This window comes from Streptomyces sp. NPDC006259, from assembly GCF_042870975.1.
GTDB lineage: Bacteria > Actinomycetota > Actinomycetes > Streptomycetales > Streptomycetaceae > Streptomyces.
The window spans coordinates 669,352-688,437 of sequence record NZ_JBIAHY010000003.1; the positions used below are offsets into that span (position 1 = coordinate 669,352).

9 protein-coding genes and 1 tRNA gene are annotated in these 19,086 nt (G+C 75.8%); 2 read left to right on the plus strand and 8 right to left on the minus strand.

Going from position 1 to position 19,086, the window contains the following annotated elements; translation table 11 throughout:
- Positions 1-64 precede the first annotated feature (64 nt).
- The gene (locus ACFYO5_RS14400; protein WP_388708373.1) at positions 65-1,393 is read left to right on the plus strand and encodes an MFS transporter; all 1,329 of its coding nucleotides are present in this window, start codon (positions 65-67) and stop codon (positions 1,391-1,393) included.
- A 191-nt stretch (positions 1,394-1,584) separates the two neighbouring features.
- On the opposite strand, the gene ACFYO5_RS14405 is transcribed toward ACFYO5_RS14400, so the two are convergent.
- The 7 genes from ACFYO5_RS14405 to ACFYO5_RS14435 form a co-directional block, all read right to left on the minus strand.
- Positions 1,585-2,529: an alpha/beta hydrolase fold domain-containing protein gene (locus ACFYO5_RS14405; RefSeq protein ID WP_388708375.1), complete on the minus strand. Its 945-nt coding sequence runs from the start codon at positions 2,527-2,529 to the stop codon at positions 1,585-1,587.
- A gap of 133 nt (positions 2,530-2,662) precedes the next feature.
- A complete protein-coding gene (locus ACFYO5_RS14410) occupies positions 2,663-3,778 on the minus strand; it encodes a class I SAM-dependent methyltransferase (protein ID WP_388708377.1) in 1,116 nt (371 codons plus the stop codon).
- On the minus strand, positions 3,775-4,935 hold the full coding sequence (locus ACFYO5_RS14415; protein ID WP_388708380.1) for a glycosyltransferase: 1,161 nt from the start codon (positions 4,933-4,935) through the stop codon (positions 3,775-3,777). The genes ACFYO5_RS14410 and ACFYO5_RS14415 overlap by 4 nt, the downstream gene beginning before the upstream one ends.
- A complete protein-coding gene (locus ACFYO5_RS14420; protein ID WP_388709241.1) occupies positions 4,932-5,738 on the minus strand; it encodes an alpha/beta fold hydrolase in 807 nt (268 codons plus the stop codon). Before ACFYO5_RS14420 ends, ACFYO5_RS14415 begins: the two co-directional genes overlap by 4 nt.
- Before the next feature lie 8 nt (positions 5,739-5,746).
- Positions 5,747-6,064, minus strand: a complete 318-nt coding sequence (locus ACFYO5_RS14425) for an acyl carrier protein (RefSeq protein ID WP_356566593.1) — start codon at positions 6,062-6,064, stop codon at positions 5,747-5,749.
- On the minus strand, positions 6,061-10,527 hold the full coding sequence (locus ACFYO5_RS14430; protein WP_388709243.1) for a beta-ketoacyl synthase N-terminal-like domain-containing protein: 4,467 nt from the start codon (positions 10,525-10,527) through the stop codon (positions 6,061-6,063). The genes ACFYO5_RS14425 and ACFYO5_RS14430 overlap by 4 nt, the downstream gene beginning before the upstream one ends.
- A gap of 44 nt (positions 10,528-10,571) precedes the next feature.
- On the minus strand, positions 10,572-17,477 hold the full coding sequence (locus ACFYO5_RS14435) for an SDR family oxidoreductase (protein WP_388708383.1): 6,906 nt from the start codon (positions 17,475-17,477) through the stop codon (positions 10,572-10,574).
- A gap of 773 nt (positions 17,478-18,250) precedes the next feature.
- Here ACFYO5_RS14435 and ACFYO5_RS14440 point away from each other — a divergent pair.
- Positions 18,251-18,324 (plus strand) — tRNA-Pro (locus ACFYO5_RS14440).
- Positions 18,325-18,375: 51 nt separating this feature from the next.
- On the opposite strand, the gene ACFYO5_RS14445 is transcribed toward ACFYO5_RS14440, so the two are convergent.
- Positions 18,376-19,047 carry a TetR/AcrR family transcriptional regulator gene (locus ACFYO5_RS14445; RefSeq protein WP_388708386.1) on the minus strand — a complete coding sequence of 224 codons (672 nt, stop codon included), beginning with the start codon at positions 19,045-19,047 and terminating at the stop codon, positions 18,376-18,378.
- Between the last annotated feature and the right edge of the window lie 39 nt (positions 19,048-19,086).

Consider the following 19,086-nt stretch of genomic DNA (forward strand, 5'->3'; position numbering starts at 1 on the left):
GTTGACGGAAATCGCCGTGGGTCTCTAGCGTCGGGGCACCCCGCCCGCACGAGAGGAAACAACGATGTCCTCCTCCTCCCCGCTGTCCGCCCGCGGCGGCAGACTGGCCCTCCTGGTCGTCGGCCTCTGCTGGCTGGCCGTCCTCTTCGACGGCCTGGACATGTTCATCTACGGCTCGGTCCTCCCCCACCTGCTGGAGACCCGGACCTTCGGCCTCACCCCGGACCGGGCCGGCGACCTCGGCAGCTACGCCACCTTCGGCATGCTGATCGGCGCGCTCACCGCGGGCACGATCGCCGACCGGATCGGGCGCAAGAAGCTGATGGTCTGCTGCGTGACCCTGTTCTCGCTGGCCTCGGGCCTGTGCGCGCTCGCCGACGGCGTCACGGTCTTCGGTCTCGGCCGCACCCTCGCCGGCGTCGGCCTCGGCGGACTGCTGCCGACCGCGATCAGCATGGTCTCCGACTACGCCCCGCGCGGCCGCGGAGCCCTCGTCATCGGCCTGCTGATGACCGCCCACCACGCCGGCGGCATCCTCTCCGCCTACGTCGCCCAGTGGCTCGTGGAGCCCGTCGGCTGGCGCGCCGCGTTCTGGGTGTGCGTGCTGCCGTTGCTGTTCGCCCCGGTCCTCGCCCGGTTCCTGCCCGAGTCGCTGAGCTTCCTCGTCGCCAAGGGGCGTACCGAGGAGGCCCGCGAACTGGCCGCCCGCTACGACGTCGAAGTGCCCGCCGCCAAGTCGGCCGGGGCCGGCGCGGGCGAGCGCTGGACCAACCTGGTCAGCCTCTTCCGCGGTGGCGAGTGGACCCGGACGCTGCTGTACTGGCCGGCCTCCTTCGGCGGTCTGCTCCTCGTGTACGGCGTCGCCACCTGGCTGCCCACCCTGATGCGTGCCGAGGGCTACGAGCTGGGCTCCGCGCTGTCCTTCGTGGTCGTCTTCAACCTCGGCGGCATCGTCGGCATGCTGGTCGCCGGCCGGGCCGCCGACCGCTTCGGCGCTCCGCGCGTCTCGGCGATCTGGTTCGCCCTCACCGCGGCCGGCGTGTACCTGCTCAGCGTGCACATGTCGATGACGGTGACGATGATCGTCGTCTTCGTCACGGGCGTCTTCCTCAACAGCGCCCAGACGATGATCTACGCGACGGTGTCCATCCGCTCCCACCCGGACAACCGCGCCACCGCCGTCGGCTGGACCTCCGGCATGGGCCGCTTCGGCGCGGTCTTCGGTCCCTGGCTCGGCGGCCGGCTCCTCGCCTCGAACCAGGGCGACTGGGGGTTCACCGCCTTCGCGCTCGCCGGTGTCGTCTCCATGGTCTTCATCGGGCTCGCGGCCCTGCGCCCCCCGGGGTCGGCCGCCCAGGACACCCCGCGCGAACAGCAGCTGGCAGCGCACTGACCGACCGGGCGGCCGGTCGAGGGCTGCCGGGCGAGCGGTGCCCGCCCCCCGGCCCGCCTGGCCCGGCCCGCCTGGCCCGGCCCGCCTGGCCCGGCCCGACGGGCGAGGCCGGGCCGGGGGACGGGCGAGAGGCCGGGCCACGTCCTGTCCGGGGGGCGTCGGACGGGCGGACGTCCCCGCCCCCGCGCTCCTCAGGAGGGGTCGCGCGCCGCGGCCTGCCGCAGGTGGCGGGCGATCAGCAGGTAGGTGGCCCTGGCCTTCTCGTCGTCCTTGGCGTCGTAGCCGTGGTCGGCGTCGGCGACCTCGTGGTGCTCGACCAGGGCGCCGGCCGCGGCCAGTCGCCCGGCGTAGCGCGCCGCCTCGGCGCGCAGCAGGTCGTACTCCGCCGTGATGACCAGGGCCGGCGCGATGCCCCGCAGGTCGGCGGTGTCCGAGGCGCCGGCGGGCGAGACCAGCCGGTCGGCTCGCCGGCGCGGATCCGGCACGTACGACGTGTCGAAGACGTCGGCCATCCAGGGCCGCAGCATCGGCCTGGCGACGGCGGCCTTCTTGTCGCGGGCGCTGGTCGCGAGGTCCAACGGGGGGTAGTGCAGCACCTGGAGCCCGATCGCGGGTCCGTCCTGCTCCAGGGCCTGGCGGGCCACGGCGGCGGCGAGCCCGCCGCCGGCGCTCTGCCCGCCCACACTGAGCCGGCCGCCGTCCCAGCCCTGTTCCGCGCCGTGCTCGGCGACCCAGCGAACGACGTCGTACGCCTGCGTGGGCGGGGCCGGGAACGGGTGCTGCGGGGCGACGACGTACCGCACGTTGACCACGACCACACCGGCCTCGACGGCGAGGATCCGGCAGAGCGCGTCGTCCATCTCCGGCATGGACATGACGTACCCGCCGCCGTGGAAGTTGACGTGGACGGGCGGCCGTCCGGCCGTCCCGGCCGGGGGCGCGTAGACGGTGACCGGAGCCGGGGCGACGGACGTGGGCACCGTCGACTCGCGGGCGTCCCGCGGGTAGGCGGGGAAGCGGGCCTGCCACGCGGCGGTGGAACCGGGACCGCCGGAACGGCGGCTCGCCAGTCGGGTGAGACCCTGCATCGTCTTGGCGGCGCGGGTCGCCACCGCGGGTCTGGCCAGGAGGGACATGGGCATTCCGTTCGTCGGGCCGTACCGTCGGGCGCCAGGTGCTGCTCACCGTCATCGACAGGATTCCTGGCGATCGATCGGGCTGAAAATAGCACGGTGCCGACCCCCGCACACCCCCTGGCCCGCCCTGCCCTCAGTCGCGCCGTGCCACGATCCGGTAGGCGTTGGACACGCCCAGCCGGTGCGACAGCGGCCGGACCGCGAACCGGTCCAGGAGGGTGGCCGCGATCAGCGCCGGAACGCCGGCGAGGAACAGGGCGGCCCGCAGCGCGCGCCGCGGCGCGCTCGGCCGCTCGGGCAGCCACGGCGCGTCCTCGGGGGGCGCCGCGTGGTCCAGCGCCAGCCATACGGCGGCCAGCAGATCCACCGGGTCGTGCGGTTCGGCGTGCTGCTCCGCGACCACCGTGAACCCCAGGTCCGCGAGCCGTTCCCGCAGGTTGGCCACCGGCACGAGGTGCAGGTGCTGCGGCTGGAGCCACGGCAGCCACCAGCGGCCGAGGAGGCGGGCGTAGCGGCTCTCCGGGTCCGGGACCTCGACGAGGAGGTGCCCGCCGGGCCGGACGGCCTCCCGAGCGGCGCGCAGTTCACGGTCGGGGTCCGTGCTGTGCTCCAGGTAGTGGAACATGCTCACCACGTCGTAACGGGCGGTCAGTTCGGACGCCAGGTCCGGGAACGCCCCCCGGTAGCCGTGCTCCACGCGCCCCTCCCGCGCGGCGAGTTCGACCCCGTCGGTGAAGTCCAGCCCGTCGAACACCGTCCCCGGCAGCACCTCCTTGGCGACCTCGCAGAAGTGCCCGTGCCCGGTGCCCACGTCCAGCCAGGTCTTCGGCGCGGCGTCGTGCGGGAGCATCGACTCGGCCCGCCCCCGGTACATCCCGGTGCGCCCGCCGAAGGTGTCGCCGAGCTTCTTCTCCCCGAGGCCGTCGTAGAAGTCCCGGTAGTAGAACTCCAGCCCCGCCGCGCCGAGCCGGGGGTTCTGGAAGATGTGCCCGCAGCCCTCGCAGCGGTCCAGGACGAACCGGCCCGGCTTGTGCTGGAGCAGGTCCGTGGTGCGCAGCCGCGTGGTCAGCCGGTCCGAGCCGCACCAGGGGCAGTCGGTGCGCCGGGGCTCGAAGAAGCGGTCCACGCCCGCCGCGAGATCGGCCTGGTAGACCGGCCGAAGTGCCGCGACGCGTTCCCCGGATCCCCTCTCGCCGCGCGCGGCGGCCCCCGTCCCGTCCCGTTCGGTCGGCTCCGTGCGGTCGCTCATGACAACTCCCTGGCGAGTTCCTCGAGATGGTCAGCGGCGGCGGACGTGCCGCCGGCCGCCCGGAAGGCGGCGCCGATCCGCCCGGCCGCCGCCCGGTACCCGGGTTCGTCCAGTACGGCGTCCAGGGCGGCGCCCAGTCGCCGCGCGCCGACCCGGCCGAACCGCACCCGCACCCCGGCCCCCGCGTCCGCGACCTGCCCGGCCACCACCGGCTGGTCGTCGCGGATGGGCGCCACCACCAGCGGGATGCCGTGCCACAGCGCCTCGCCCACCGTGTTGTGCCCGGCATGGCAGACCACCGCGGCCACACCTCGCTCCAGCAGGGCGAGCTGGGGAACATGCGGCACGACCAGCACGTCTTTGTCGTCGGCCGGCGCCCGCGGCGGAGAGCCGGGGTCGACGACCACCCCCTGCACCCGGTCCGCCCGTTCGCGCAGCGCTTCATCGCACACGCCGAGGAAGCGGCCGCCGACGTCGGTGTTCGCGGTGCCGAGCGTCACCAGCACGGTCGCGCGCGCGGCGTCGAGCCACTCCCAGGGGAAACCGGCCGCCGCGGGCCGCGCCGCGACCGAGGGGCCCACCCAGCGGACGCCCTCGGCGGGACCCGCCAGCTCCGCCACGCTGAACGCGAGGACGAGGTGCGGCGAGAACCGCGGGTCGGCGCCGCCCGCCGGGTCCCCGATCGAGGTCCGCAGCCGCGCGAGCCGCTCCTCCAGCCACTCCCGCACCTTCGGCAGCCCCGACAGCGGATCGGTGAACTCGGCCGAGGTGGTCGCCGAGGTCGCCCACGGCACGCCGAGCCGCTCCGCGACCAGCGCGCCCGCGAAGGCCTGCTGGTCGGCGACCACCACGTCCGGCCGGAACTCCCCGACGGCCACCCGCACCCCCGGCGCCATCGCCTCGGCGAGCGGCAGCAGGTACCACTCCCACAGGAACCTCAGCGCCTCGGGTCCGCGCAGCTCGGGCGGCCGGCTCCCTTCCGGCGCCCCGGCACACCCGAACACCTCGGCGCCCACCCCGGCGAGCCGCCGGAGCAGCGCGGGATCGGGGCACGCCCACGCCACCCGGTGGCCCCGCCCGGCGAGTGCGGCCGCCACGCCCACGGCCGGGTTGATGTGCCCGGTCAACGGCGGCACCACGAAGAGGAAGCGGCTCACCGGGCCTCGGCCCCCGTCGGCCGGGTCTCCCGCACCAGCGCCAGCACCTCGCCGCCCACCGCCGCGGCCGCCTCCACCAGCACCGAGTGCTCGTGCCCGGGGATCACCACGGTCCGGCAGCGCGGCAGCAACGCCTGGAGCCAGGGCGCCAGTTCGGCGAGGTCGGAGTCGCCGCCGTACACGGCGAGCACCGGGCAGCGGACCGCCGTGATCTCCTCCTCCGTCAGCACCCGGCTGGCCGGGATGTCCCTGCCCAGGGTGGTGTCGCGGGCGAGCCGCGCCGCGCCCCTGGCCAGCCGGGCGGTGTTGTGGCCGCGGTGCTCGGCGATCCAGGCGACGGCGTCCGGCTCGTTGTGCGCGAGCTGCGTCACCACCCGGTCCAGGATGCCGCCCAGCTTCACTGCCCAGGCGGCGGTGGCCGGTTCCGACTCGATGAGGGTGACGCTCGCCGCCCGCTCGGGACGGCGGGCCGCGTAACCGAACGCGACCGTCCCGCCGTAGGAGTTGCCGACCAGATGCACCGGGCCGGTCACCCCGAGGCGGTCGAGGAGCGCCGCCAGGTCGTCGATGTTGTCGTCCAGGGTGTAGCCCTCGGCGGGGCGTTCGCTGCGGCCGTGGCCGCGCAGGTCGTACATGACGACGTCCAGGCCCGCGGCGGCGAACGCGGGCGCCACGGTGAAGTAGTAACTGGCCAGGCTGTCGGTGAGCAGGCCGTGCACCAGCACCACGGTGGCGGTGGCCGCCCGGCCGTCGCGGGGGCCGATCCTCTGCACGTGCAACCGGACGGCGCCGGTCTCGACCATGGCCACGATCAGCTCGCCTCCGCGGCCTTCAGGCCCGCCACGACGTACTCGACGAGCCGTCCGACGGTCAGCTCGATGATCTCGTCGAACTCCATGCCGGCCAGGAACTCGGCGAAGTTGACCCGGTCGCCGTACCGCTCCTGGAGCAGCCCGGCCAGCGTGACCAGGTCGATGCTCTCCAGCTCCAGATCGCGGTTGAAGGTGGTGCGCGGGCCGATCTCGACGTCGTCGAGGCCGTACTCGTCCTCCATGAGCCGGGCGAGCATCTCCGTGAGGTCGGCGAGGACGGTCTCCTCGTCGGCGGTGACGGGGGTGTGGGGGGTCATCGGTCGTACTCCTTCGCTTCGACGGGACCCGTCGTCCAGGCCACGACATAGGTGCGGTCCGGCAGCCGGGACGGGTTGGCGGCCGGTGCGCAGTGCACGGTGTAGGCGCGTTCCAGGCGGCCCGCGACCGTCAGCCGGTCGCCGGCCGGGGCCGCGTCGAGGACGGCGAAGTCCCGCGGCCGCCCGCCGAACCCGGTGCCCTCCGCCTTGGCGACGGCCTCCTTCGCCGCCCAGAAGCGGGTGAACCACAGCGCCTCGGACCCGCCGGACGCCAGGGCGCGCAGCAGCCGCAGCTCGTCCGGGCCGAGGGCGGCGGCCAGGGTTTCCGGCGTCCGGCCGGTGACCTCCTCGATGTCGATGCCGGGACCGGGCCCGGGGGTGTGGGGCCGCACGATCGCCACGCCCGCCTCCGCGCAGTGGGCCAGCGACACGTCCAGCGAGGGCAGGACCCGGCCGTGCACACCGGTGACGTACGGCCGGCCCGCCTCGTCGTTGCGCACCCGCAGCTCGGCCGGGAAGACCGGTCCCTCACCCCGGTCCCACAGCCACCGCCGTACGGCGTCCTTGGCGGCGATCCGGCCGAGCAGCCACTGCCGGCGGCCGCGCGGCGGGTGCCGCGCGTACTGGGCGCGTTCCGGCCCGGCGAGCGAGTTGCGCATGATCAGCTCCCGGGACGCCAGGTCGGGCCAGCGCTCGTGGACCAGCGACCAGCCACCCGGACGGGCCTCGGAGAGGGTGTTGCGTTCCGGGAAGCGCTCGACGGGACGGGTCCTGGGGTCGTTGTCGAAGCGGCGGTCCTGCCAGCCGTACAGCTCCGCCCACACCACGCCGCCGACCGTCAGCTGGACGTCGGCCTCCAGGAGGGTGTCGGTGAGCGAGGTGATCCGCACCGAGCACGCCACCTCCGTGCCGGGTGCCGGGTGCGGCCCGTGGAAGCGCATCTCGCGCATGCCGACCGGGAACACGACGGTCCGGTCGTCGCGGCTCGCCATGATCCAGTAGCCGAGGATCTGGCCGACGTTGTCCAGCAGGGCGCCGGGCGCGGCCGGGGTGGTGATCACGCCCCGGACGTGCCGGTCGCCGATCGCGGTGAGATCGGTGACGCCCTGGAACGCCGGGCCGTGGAACATCCAGCGCTCGGCGTACAGCTGGGCGGCCGTGTGGTCGGGGCGGCGCTCGCCGGCGGGGCCGGCCGGCCAGGGGGCGGGCGGGGCCGGATGGGCGGCGGCGAGTTCGACGGTGGCGCGGGCCCGCGGGCCGAAGGAGACCGCCAGCCGGTCCGGGCCCTCGGGGACCGCCGTGACGGTGACGTCGACGGCGGGTGTGGCGGTGAGCCACTCCTCGAACCGCGCCCCGTGCACGGCGACCGGCACCCGGCCGGGCGCGGCCTCCCGCGCCGTGTCCAGGAGGTGCTGCACGATCGTCGTCGCCGGCACCACCGGCCACCGGTCGGACACCTCCGGCCAGCCGGGCCGTTGCGGGAAGAAGCAGTGGTCCAGGAGGTACGGCATCGTGTCGGGGGAGACCCGGACGGTCGCGCTGTACGGAGCCGGTGGACGGTCCGGGGGGACGGGGACGGGGACGGGGACGGGGACGGGGACGGGGACGGGGGCGGGGGCGGGGACGGGGGCGCGGACCGGTGCCGTCAGGAGGGCGGCCGCCGTGTCCGCCGTGTCCCTGAGCAGCGCGGACAGTTCGGCGGCGATCGGCGAGCCGGGGACGAGCGCGTCGAGAGCGCCGGGCGCGGAGTCCGCCTTCGTTCCCAACTGCGCTCGCAGAGAGGTGAGTTCCGCGGGCCCGAGGGACACCAGGGCGCCGTCCAGGTCGAGCCGGACCGGCTGCCGCGGCGGGCGTACGTCGCCGGTGCGGGCGGCCGGGGACGTCAGCGCCGGGGCCACCTCGGCGCCCGCCGCCCACAGCGCGGTCGCCACCCGGCGGAGCTGGGCGAGGCCCGTGCGGTGCGAGGAGTTGGCCGCGACGACGAGATGGTCGTGGCCGCCGAGGGTGGAGCCGACGAGGGAGCCGAGCTGCCCCGGTCCCATCTGCACGAACACCCGGTGGCCCGCCGTGTGCAGGGCCTCGGTCAGTTGCCGGAAGCGGACCGGTTCCAGCAGGTGCCGGACGAACAGCGCCCGCACCCTCGCCTCGTCCCCGGGGAAGGGCGCGGCGGTCGTGCCCGACCAGACGGGGGTGTGCGGCGCGTGCAGCCGGAACCGTGCGGCGGCCTCCTCGATCGGGCCGAGGTGGGGCTCCAGCATCGGCGTGTGGAAGCCGGAGCGGAACGGCAGCACCTGGCTCAGCACCCCTTGGGCGCGGAAGGCCCGCACGAACTCGTCGACGGCCGCGTCGGGACCGCACACCATCGACTGGCCCGGCGCGTTGTCGTGGGACAGCACCAGACCCGCTCCGTCCCACTCCTCCCCGCGCAGCGCGGCCAGCACCCGTTCGGCGGGCGCGCCGAGCACGCCGAAGGCGAGGCCCGGCACGGTGACGGCGTCCGGGTCGAAGCCGGCCATGAAGGCGTCGACCTCGCCCCCCGAGTACAGCCCGCCGGCCGCCATCGCGGTCCACTCGCCGAGGCTGTGCCCGGCGACGGCGTCCGGCACGATGCCGGTCCGGCGCAGCGCCGTGTCGAGGAGACGGCCGACGGCGACGACGCCCAGGCCGTGCCGCCCGAGGTCACCGGGCCCGTCCTCGGCGACGGTGAGCGCGGGCAGCCCGAAGTGGGCGGCGACATCGTCCACCCGGGGAGTGAAGTCGCCCTCCAGACCGGGGAAGAGGAGGGCCAGCTTTCCGCCGCCCGCGCCCAGCAGCGGGCCGGGCCGGAACCAGACGTCGCTGCGGCCGTGCCAGGCCCGCCCCTTGGCGACCGCGCGGCGGGCCAGGGCGAGCCGTCTGCCGTCCGGGCCGACGATGCCCAGCCGGACGGCTCCGGCCTGCGGACGGGGGCGGGCCGGATCGAGTCCGGCGGCGCGTACGGCACCGTCGTCGGCGTCCAGCAGGGCGGCGAGGCACTCGGGGGAGTCGGCGGCCAGGAGGAGTACCGGTTCCGGCTCGGTGACCCGGACAGCCGGACGGGGGCCGCGGATCCCCGGCGGTTCCTCCAGCACCACGTGCGCGTTGATCCCGCCGAACCCGAACGCGTTGACCGCCGCCCGCCGGACCGGCTGGTCCGGGCCGGTCTCCCAGGGGGCGGCCTTCTCCAGGGTGCGGAAGCGGGTGCGGGCCAGCGCCGGGTGCGGGTCGTCGCAGTGCAGGGTCGGCAGCAGCGTCGCGTGGTGGACGGCGAGGGCGGCCTTGACCAGTCCGGCGACCCCGGCGGCCGGCATGGTGTGCCCGATCATCGACTTGACCGAGCCCAGCACGGCCTCGCCGTCACCGGGCCCGAACACCTCGGCCAGCGTGGCGAGTTCGGCGCCGTCACCGGCCGGGGTGCCGGTGCCGTGCGCCTCCAGCAGGCCCACCGAACCGGGCGCCGCCGGATCGAGCCCGGCGGCCCGCCACGCCTGCCGTACCGCCTGTGCCTGGCCGCCCGGATCCGGGTTGACGAGCCCGGCCGCGCGGCCGTCGCTCGCCACGCCGGTGCCCCGGACGACGGCGTAGATCCGGTCGCCGTCGCGTTCGGCGTCGGCGAGCCGCTTCAGGACCACCACGCCCGTGCCCTCGCCGATCAGGAGACCGTCGGCGTCCCGGTGGAAGGGGCGGATGCGCTGGCTGGGGGAGAGGGCGCGCAGTTGGGAGAAGACGCTCCACAACGTGATGTCGTGGCAGTGGTGGACGCCTCCCGCGAGCATCAGGTCGCACCGCCCGGTGGAGAGTTCGCCCACCGCCTGGTCGACGGCGACCAGCGAGGAGGCGCAGGCCGCGTCCACCGTGTAGGCCGGCCCGCGCAGGTCGAGCCGGTTGGCGACCCGGGAGGCGGCCAGGTTGGGCACGAGACCGATCGCCGACTCGGGGCTGTCCGGCCCCAGCCGGTCGGTGAACGCCCGGCGCACCGCGTCGAGTTGGCGGTGAGTGAGGTCCGGCAGCAACTCGCCCAGGGTGTGCACGAGCTGGCCGGCGGTGCGCACCCGCTGGTCGAGCCGGACCAGGCCCGGGGTGAGGTAGCCGCCCCGGCCGAGGACGACACCGACCCGGCCCCGGTCCGGGAGGCGGTCCGCGCCGCCCGCGTCGTCGAGGGCGGCGGCGGCCACGTGCAGCGCGATGAGCTGGTCGGGCTCGGTCCCGGCCACCGAGTTCGGCATGATCCCGAACCGGACGACCTCGACCTGCGCGAGCCCGTCCACGAACCCGCCGCGCCGGGCGTACACCCGGTCCGCGACGGCCGGCTCGGAGGCGGTGCCGGGACGGTAGTAGTCCGCGTCCCAGCGCCCGTCCGGCACCTCCCCGACGGCGTCCACGCCGTCCCGCAGGTTCCGCCAGTACGTGTCCAGGTCGGGGGCGCCCGGCAGCAGCACCGACATCCCGACGATGGCGACCGGCACTTGACGAGGCGTCACGGCGCCGGTCACCAGCCCGGAGCGGTGTGGACGACGGCGGTCAGGGACTCGTCGCCCCAGGCCAGCTCCCGCAGCAGCGCCGCGGTGCCCTCCTCGGGGTCGATCAGCCGGATGCCGCGCCGGGCGTACTCGCGGGCCAGCTCCGCGCCCACCATGCCGCTGTGCCCGGCCGCGGGCGCCCACGGACCCCAGTGCACCGTCAGCGCACGACGGCCGGTGCGGGCGGCGTAGGCGGCGCCGAGGGACTCCAGGGCGTCGTTGGCCGCCGCGTAGTCGGCCTGGCCCCGGTTGCCGAGGACGGCGGCGACGCTGCCGAACAGCACCGTGAAGGCGGGCGCGGCGGGCAGTTCCTCCAACGCCGTGAGCAGCGCCCGGGCGCCGGTGGCCTTCGTGCCGTAGACCCGCCGGAAGGACTCGGCGCTCTTCTCCGCGATGAGCCGGTCCTCGATCACGCCGGCCGCGTGGACCACGCCGTCGAGCCGGCCGTGCTCGGCGTGGATCTCCTTCACGGCCTGGCGTACGGCGTCCGGCTCGCGGAAGTCCACCGAGCGGTAGCGGGCCGGGCTGCCGAGCGCGGCGAGTTCCTCCAGGGTCGCCCTGATCTCCCGCTGCGCGAGCAGGAGTTCGGCGGCACGGTTGATCTCGGCCGGCCTCGCCCCGCCGCGCGCGGCGAGCGCGGCGCGCAGCTCGGCCGGGGTGCGGGCGGCCGCGGTGTCCGCGTCCTCCGGCCGGTCCGGCGCGGGGGTGCGGCCGAGCAGTTCCAGCCGGCAGCGGGCCGCACCGGCGAGCGCGGCGGCGAACTGCGCGGTGATGCCCCGCGCCCCGCCCGCCAGCACCACCACCGAGTCCCGGTCCAGGCCCAGCGCGGCGGCTTCGGCCGCACCGTCCCCCGCCGGTCCGGCGCCGGTACCGCCCAGCGGGCCGAACGGCTCCCCCACCAGCTCGAACCCGTGCCGCCCGGCGGCCGACCGCACGACGACCGGCGTACGGTCCGGTGCGGCGGCCTCCTCGGCCACCGCGGCGGCGACGCCGGCGGGCGAGACGTCGGCCAGGTCGACGACCCGCGCCACCGTCTCCGGGTACTCGTGGGCCACCGTGCGGAACAGGCCGCGCAGCCCGGCCGACCGTGCCTCGCCGCCGGCCGGGCGGACGGCCAGCAGCCACCGCGGCCGGCCCGCCAGGGCCGCCTTCAGCACCGGGAACGCGTCCGGCAGGACGGACGTGCCGTCGTCCGCGAGCGCCCCGAGGTACAGCACCCCGTCCACCGGCCCGTCCGCGTCACCCAGCAGGTGCTCCGGGCCGCGCACGACCACCTCGGCGCCGAACGCCTCGATGCGGGCCGCCACTTCCGGGGCGTGGCCGAGGAGGACCCAGCGGGTGCCGCGGAACAGGGCGGCGGGGTCGGTGCCGCCCGGACCGCCGAGCGGCACCGGGCGCAGGACGTGCCGCCGCGGCGGCTCACCGCTCACCGCCTCCCCGGCGGGCGACCGCGCGGGCGTCGGCTCGTCCGGCGCCGCGGACGTCCCCGGCGCGAGCGGCGTCTCGGGTGCCGCCGACGTCTGCGGTGCCGCCGGCGTGCCCAGCCGGGCCGTCAGCCAGCCGGTCACCGCCGCCGCCGTACGCGCCTTGGCCAGCTCCTCCAGCTCCGCGTCGTCCATCGAGGCGAGGTCCGCGCCGCCCCCGGCGCCCAGCCGTCTGGCCAGTTCGCCGGCGATCTCGGCGCGCTTGATGGAGTCGATGCTGAGGTCGGCCTCCAGATCGAGGTCGGGCTCGATCATGTCGACCGGATAGCCGGTGCGTTCGCTGATGATGTCCAGGACCATCTGCTGGACGTCGACGGGCCCGGCGGTCCGTGCCGCGGGCTCCGGTGCCGGTTCCGGCACCCGCGGCGGTGCCGCGACCGGGAGGCCGGGCGGTCGGGGCACGGCCTCGACGGCGGGCAGCGGCACCTGCCCGAGGACGGGCGCGGCGGCCGGTCCGGCCACCGGCGCGCCGGGCGCCCCGCCGAAGTAGGTGAGCAGCACGTCCCGTTGGGCGGCGATCATCTCGCGGCTGGTGCGCAGGAACTCGGAGATGAGCGCGTCCCGGTCGGACGGGACGCCGGGCGGGGGGTTGGTCGTCACAGTCGCCTCCAGGGTGTCCACGACACGTCGGGCCGGTGCCAGGGCACCGGGGAGGAGGGCGCCGGCGGCGGTGCGGACGAGGTGCCCGTCCACCGTCCAGCCGGGGACCTCGGGCGCCGGGGCGCGTACCGCGTCGACCGCGTCCCGGCCGCGCAGCAGCCCTCCGGTGCGCACCGGCAGCCCCGCCACGGCGAGCCGGGCGAGGGCGTCGAGCCAGTCGCGCAGGCCACCGCCGGGCCGCGGCTCGCACGCGACGGCGGTGTGCGGCCGCTCGCCGAGGATCTGCCCGACCAGCCGGGTCAGCACCGAGCCGGGACCTGCCTCGACGAAGACGCGCGCGCCCGCCTCGTACATCGCCTCGATCTGCTCGGCGAACGAGACCGGGGCGCCGATCTGTGCGGCGAGTTCCGCCCGGACCGCGTCCGCGTCGGCGGCGTACGGGGCGGCCGTGCGGTTGGACCAGACCGGGAACTCGGGCGCGTGCACCGGGCGGGCCGCGAGCGCCTCGGCGAAGCGGGCACCGGCCCCGGCGACCAGCGGGCTGTGGAAGGCGCACGCCACCGGGATCCGCTGGACGCCGAGACCCGCCTCGCGCAGCAGCCCCACCACCTCGTCGACCGCGTCCGTCGGACCGGAGACGACCGTCTGGCGGGGGGAGTTGCGGTTGGCGACGACGACGGTGTCCGGTGCGCCCGCCGCCTTGAGGGCCTGCTCGACCTCCTCGGCGCCGGCGGCGACCGCGGCCATGGTTCCCGGGTCCTCCCCGGCGGCGGCCCCGAGGATCGCCGCCGCCCGCTCACCGCTCAGCTCCAGCAGGGTCTCGGGGGCGAGGGCGCCGGCGGCGCACAGGGCGACCAGCTCGCCGTAGCTGTGCCCGGCGGCCATGTCCGGCTCCACGCCGGCGGCCGTGAGCAGGGCGTGCGCGGCGAGCCCGGCGATACCGAGGGCGGGCTGCGCCACCCGGGTGTCGGTGAGCGCGGCCCGCTGCCGTTCCCGGGTGGCGTCGTCGAAGGCGGCCGGCGGGTGGATCGCGTCGGCGTGTTCCCGCCCGAGCTCAAGGTAGGCGCGCGACTCGGGGAAGGCGACGAACAGTTCGGCGAGCATGCCGGTGCGCTGGCTGCCCTGGCCGGGGAAGAGGAAGGCGACCTGGCCGCCGCCGGCGGAGCCGGGTGCCGCCAGGTGGATGCCGCGGGCGGGGTCGGCGCCGGCCGGGTCGTCGAGGACGGTCCTCAGCTTGCCGGTCAGGTCGTCCACATCGGTCGCCACGACCGCGATCCGCACCGGGTCGGTGCTCGCGTCCGAGCGCCGCGCCGCGGCGAGCGCCAGGTCGCGCAGGCGCCACGGACGGCCGTCCGCCTCGGCGGCCCCGAGGAGGTCCGCGACCGCGCGACGGGCCGACTTCTCGTCCCGGCCGCGGAAGACGAACAGTTCGGCCGGCCAGGCGTCGAGCCCTCGCGCCGGCGCCACCCCGTCGGCGTGGGCGCCCAGCACCACGTGGAAGTTGGTGCCGCCGAAGCCGAAGGCGCTGACCCCGGCGAGACGTTCGGCGGCGGGCACCGCCCACGGCCGGGCCCCGGTGTGGAAGGCGAACGGGCTGCGGTCCGCGTCCCAGGCGGCGTTGGGCGTCTCGACGTGCAGCGTCGGCGGCCGGACGCCCGTGTACAGCGCGAGCGCCGTCTTGATCAGGCCGGCCAGCCCGGCCGCGCACTTGGTGTGTCCGATCTGCGACTTGACCGAGCCGATCACACAGCCGCCCGCCGCGGCGCCCGCCTCGCCGAACACCTCGCCGAGGATGGCGAGTTCGGTGCGGTCACCGACCACCGTGCCGGTGCCGTGCGCCTCGACGAGGCCGACCTGGGCCGGGGAGACGCCCGCGTTCGCGTAGGCCCGCTCCAGCGCGGACCGCTGGCCCTCGGGACGGGGCGCGGTCAGTCCCAGGGAGCGGCCGTCACTGGAGGAGCCGAGGCCCTTGATGACGCCGTAGACCCGGTCGCCGTCGCGCTCGGCGTCCGCGAGCCGCTTGAGGACCACGCAGGCCACCCCCTCGCCGAGGGCGATGCCGTCCGCCGAGCCGTCGAAGGCGCGGGAGCGTCCGGTGGGGGAGAGGGCGTGCACCGAGGAGAAGAGGACGTAGTCGTTGATGCCGTTGTGCAGGTCGGCGCCGCCGCACAGCACGATGTCGCTGGTGCCGGCGAGGAGTTCCTTGCAGGCGACGTCGACCGCGGCCAGCGAGGAGGCGCAGGCGGCGTCGACGGTGTAGTTGGCGCCGCCGAGGTCCAGCCGGTTGGCGATCCGGCCGGAGATGACGTTGGCGAGCATGCCGGGGAACGAGTCCTCGGTGAGCCGCGGGAGCTGCTCGTCCAGACCCCGCGGCACCTTCCCGTAGTAGGAGGGCAGTACGGCCCGCAGGGTGGCCGCGTTGGAGAGGTCGCTGCCGGCCTCGGCGCCGAACACCACCGAGGTGCGGGAGCGGTCGAACTCCCTTCCCCCGTCGCCGTACCCGGCGTCCTCCAGGGCCCGCCGGGCCGCCTCCAGGGACAGCAGCTGGACCGGCTCGATGTGGCCGAGGGAGGCGGGCGGGATGCCGTAGCGCAGCGGGTCGAAGGGGATCGGCGGCAGGAATCCGCCCCACTTCGAGGGGGTGGACGCGCCGTGGTGCACGGCCGGGTCCCAGCGGTCGGCCGGCACCTCGCCGACGGCGTCCACACCGCCGACCACGTTGGCCCAGAACGTGGGCAGGTCGGGCGCCTGCGGGAACATGCAGGCCATGCCGACGACGGCGACGTCGAGCGGCGCGGGCGCGGTGGGACGGGGGGCGTCCCCGACGCCGAGTTCGGCGGCCCGCCGGGACAGGAAGGCGGCCGCTCCCGTCGTCACGGACGTGTGCAGTTCGGTGAGGGTCGTGGTCGCCGAGCGCAGCACGGCGACCTCGCCGGCCATGAACATGCCGTCGTCCAACTGCCGTTGCTCGTCGACGGGCGCGAGCACGCCGTCCGCCTCCCGTGTCACCCCCTTGCTCGCGAGGCGCAGCCGGCCGATGTTGAGCCGCTCCAGCTCCTCCCAGATCCGCCGGTCGGGGACGCCCTCGGCGCGCAGCCGGGCCGCCTCCTCGCGGTAGCCGGCGGCGAACGGGCTGGGCACGCAGCGCGTGGCGTGCCCCGGCGCCGACTCCAGCAGTGTGGTGCGGTCGGCGGCCAGCACCTGTCGCTGGAACAGCGGCCGGATCGCGCCGTGCGCCACCGCCTCCTCGGTGAACAGGTACGCCGTGCCCATCAGGACGCCGACGGCCGCCCCGCGCGCGGTCAGCGGCGCGGTGAGCGCGGCCACCATCGCGGCCGACCGCTCGTCGTGCACCCCGCCCGCGAAGAACACCTCGATGCCGGCGGCGTCCCCGCCCTCGTCGAAGTAGTCCTCCAGTACGCAGAGTTGGGCCTCCCACAGCGGGAAGCTGGCGCGCGGTCCGACATGCCCGCCGCACTCCGAGCCCTCGAACACGAACCGGCGCGCACCCGCCTGGAGGAACTGCCGCAGGAGCCCCGGCGACGGCACGTGCAGGAAGGTCCGGATCCCGTCCCGCTCCAGCGCCTGCGCCTGCGCGGGCCGCCCGCCCGCGATGATCGCGTACGTCGGCCGCAGCTCCCGTACGGCCTCCAACTGCGCCGCCCGTACGTCCTCCGGCGCGAAGCCGAGGACGCCGACCCCCCAGGGCCGGCCGGCCACCGCCTCGCGCGTCTCGGCCAGCATCTCCCGGGTGCGCTCGCCGTCCGCCAGGGCCAGGGCGAGGAACGGCAGCGCCCCGTCCGCGGCGACCGCCGCCGCGAACCCGGCCCCGTCGCTGACCCGTGTCATCGGCCCCTGGGCGACCGGCAGCCGGGTGCCCAGCGCCCGGCTCATCGGCGTCCCGTCCGCGGGCGCCCGTACGGTCCCCTCGTCGGTCAGGGCGGCGCGCACCGCGTCCCGTAACGCCCGTACGGTCCGCCGTGCGTCGCCCCAGCGGTCGGCGAACCGGGCGGCGAGGAAGCCGTCCTGGCCCACCGGCAGCAACTGGGTGCGCGGGTCCCGCGCGCCGAGCAGCGCCGCGATCTCCCGCGGTCCGGCGTCCTCCGGCAGCCGCGGGGCGTCCGGGCCCCGGCGCAGCAGCACCCGGTGACCGGCCACGACGACGGTCTCCGAGCCGTCCAGGGGGCGCAGTGCGGCGGCCGCGGCCTCGGGCAGCGCGGATTCCGCCAGCAGGGCGAGCTGTCCGTCGAGGACGACCCCGGCCGCCCCGCCGGCCACCGCGGCAGCGGCCGTGTGTGGTCCGATGCCCCCGCAGGCCCACACCGGTAGGTCCAGGTCCGGTGCGGACAGCAGCTGTTGGAGCAGCACGAAGGTGCTCAGCGAGCCGATGCGGCCGCCGCACTCGCCGCCCCGCGCGATCAGGCCGTGCGCCCCGTCGCGAGCCGCCTGCCGCGCGCCCGCCAGATCGGTGACCTCGACCAGGACACGGTGGCGTGCGGCGAGAGCGGTCGGCGTCCAGGACGCGTCGGCGGCCAGGACCACCGTGTGCGGGCCGTCGGCTCCGAGGCCGGCGGGCGACAGCCGGCACCGGGGGCCGACCCGGACCCCGAACCCGCCGGGCGCCGAGCGCCGCAATCGGGCCAGCGCCTCGCGTGATCTTCGGCCGCCGTCGCCGAGATCGAGCACGCCCAGGCCGCCGGCGCTGCCGACCGCGAGGGCGAGCCCGGCATCGGGTTCGCCGAAAGGGGTGATGCCGATGATCATGTCCTCGGAGCGCACAGTGGACGTCATTGATTCTCCGAATCAAGGGTGAAACTGCACGGTGGGGGGTTCGGGACGGCAAAGGCGTGCACCGGGATCCCGGCGGGAAAGGATCACCGCGGAAGACCGTAAGAGCGCTTGTTCGAAGCGCGTTGAAAGGTAGTGGTCTTATTACTCGCCAGTCAACGTTTGAACGACCGCTCGGTTTCGCGCCGTATTGATTCGGTCACCCTCGAGGAAAAGGCCACGGCGTAGGAAAACGGAACTATTGCGTTTCCCGCGGGTCCCGTTCGCCGGATCCACGCATTGTTGAAAGGCGCACGACCGGAGGAAATGGGTTCCTTTTGGATCGCATGTCCGGAACGGGAGCCGGAAGATCCGCTCCGATGCCGCCCCGCGCGCAGCGTCTCCGCGTCGCGCCCGAGTGACCGGGAAGGGCCCGGATCCGCCCGTCCCCTCCGGAGCCGGACCCGCTCGCCGCTCAGTGGGTGGCGTGGCCCCCGTCCAGGGCGACGGCCCACCCACCGCTCAGCGGGTGGCGCGGGCCCCGTCCAGGGCGACGGCCAGGACAGGCGGTCGGGCTGCGCGTCGTCGGTGAAGGAGGTGGTGGCCATGATGCCCGCCACCATCCGCGGCAGGCCGCCGAAGTGTCCGCCTCGGCGCGGCCCTCGCCGCCCTGCTGGTTCCGGTCCGCCGCGCCGCCCGCCCCTCGGGCCCGGCGCCCCGCCCCGCCTCGCCCTGGGCACCGGTACGCGTACGGTAGGGTTCACCTGCGCGTTCCCCCGGTTCAGCGGGGAACGCGGCGGGACGTGGCGCAGCTTGGTAGCGCACTTGACTGGGGGTCAAGGGGTCGCAGGTTCAAATCCTGTCGTCCCGACCGGCGTGAGGTGGTCGGAGGCCGCCTTCTCGGACGAGAAGGCGGCCTCCGTCATGGCCGGACCCGGCTCCCGCCACCGTGCGACGGGTACCGCGCCACGACCGCCCCCAGATACCCCCGCAGCATCACCTTCGCCTCCTCCAGCAGCGTCGCGTCCCCCGCCGGATCCCGGCGGAACGCCTCCTGCGCCAGGGCGTCCGCCGCCAGAACCGCCGCGTGGCACGCGCGGGACAGCGCCTCGTCGTCGTCCGCCAGGTCCAGGGCGAGCAGGACACGGCGGACGCCGTCGGCCATCCGGCGCTTGTGCTCGCGGTCGGCGGCCCGGGTCCGCTCGGTCAGCCCGCTGCCGAACCACAGGGCGCGGAAACCGTGTTCGGTGCGGTAGACGCCGGTGAACGCGTCGAGCAGCACGCCCACCGGGTCGGCCCACCGCTCGGCCGCGGCGGCCCGCGCCAGATCGTCCATGAGCCCTTCGATGCGCGCGATGTATCCCGCCGCCAGGGCGTCGATGAGCGCGTCGCGGTCGGGCAGGTACTGGTAGAGCGAGCCGACCGACACCTCCGCCTCGGCCGCCACCCGCGTCGTCGTGAGCGCCTCGACCCCCTCCGCGACCAGCACGCGTTCGGCGGCCTCGAGCACCAGTGCCAGCCGTGCCCGGCTGCGTGCCTGCCGGGGCGTGCGGCGCAACGGGGTGGCGCCCTGATCCGCGGTTGCCGGGCCCAAGAACAGCCTCCGAACATGAAGGTGACTTTGTTTCACGTT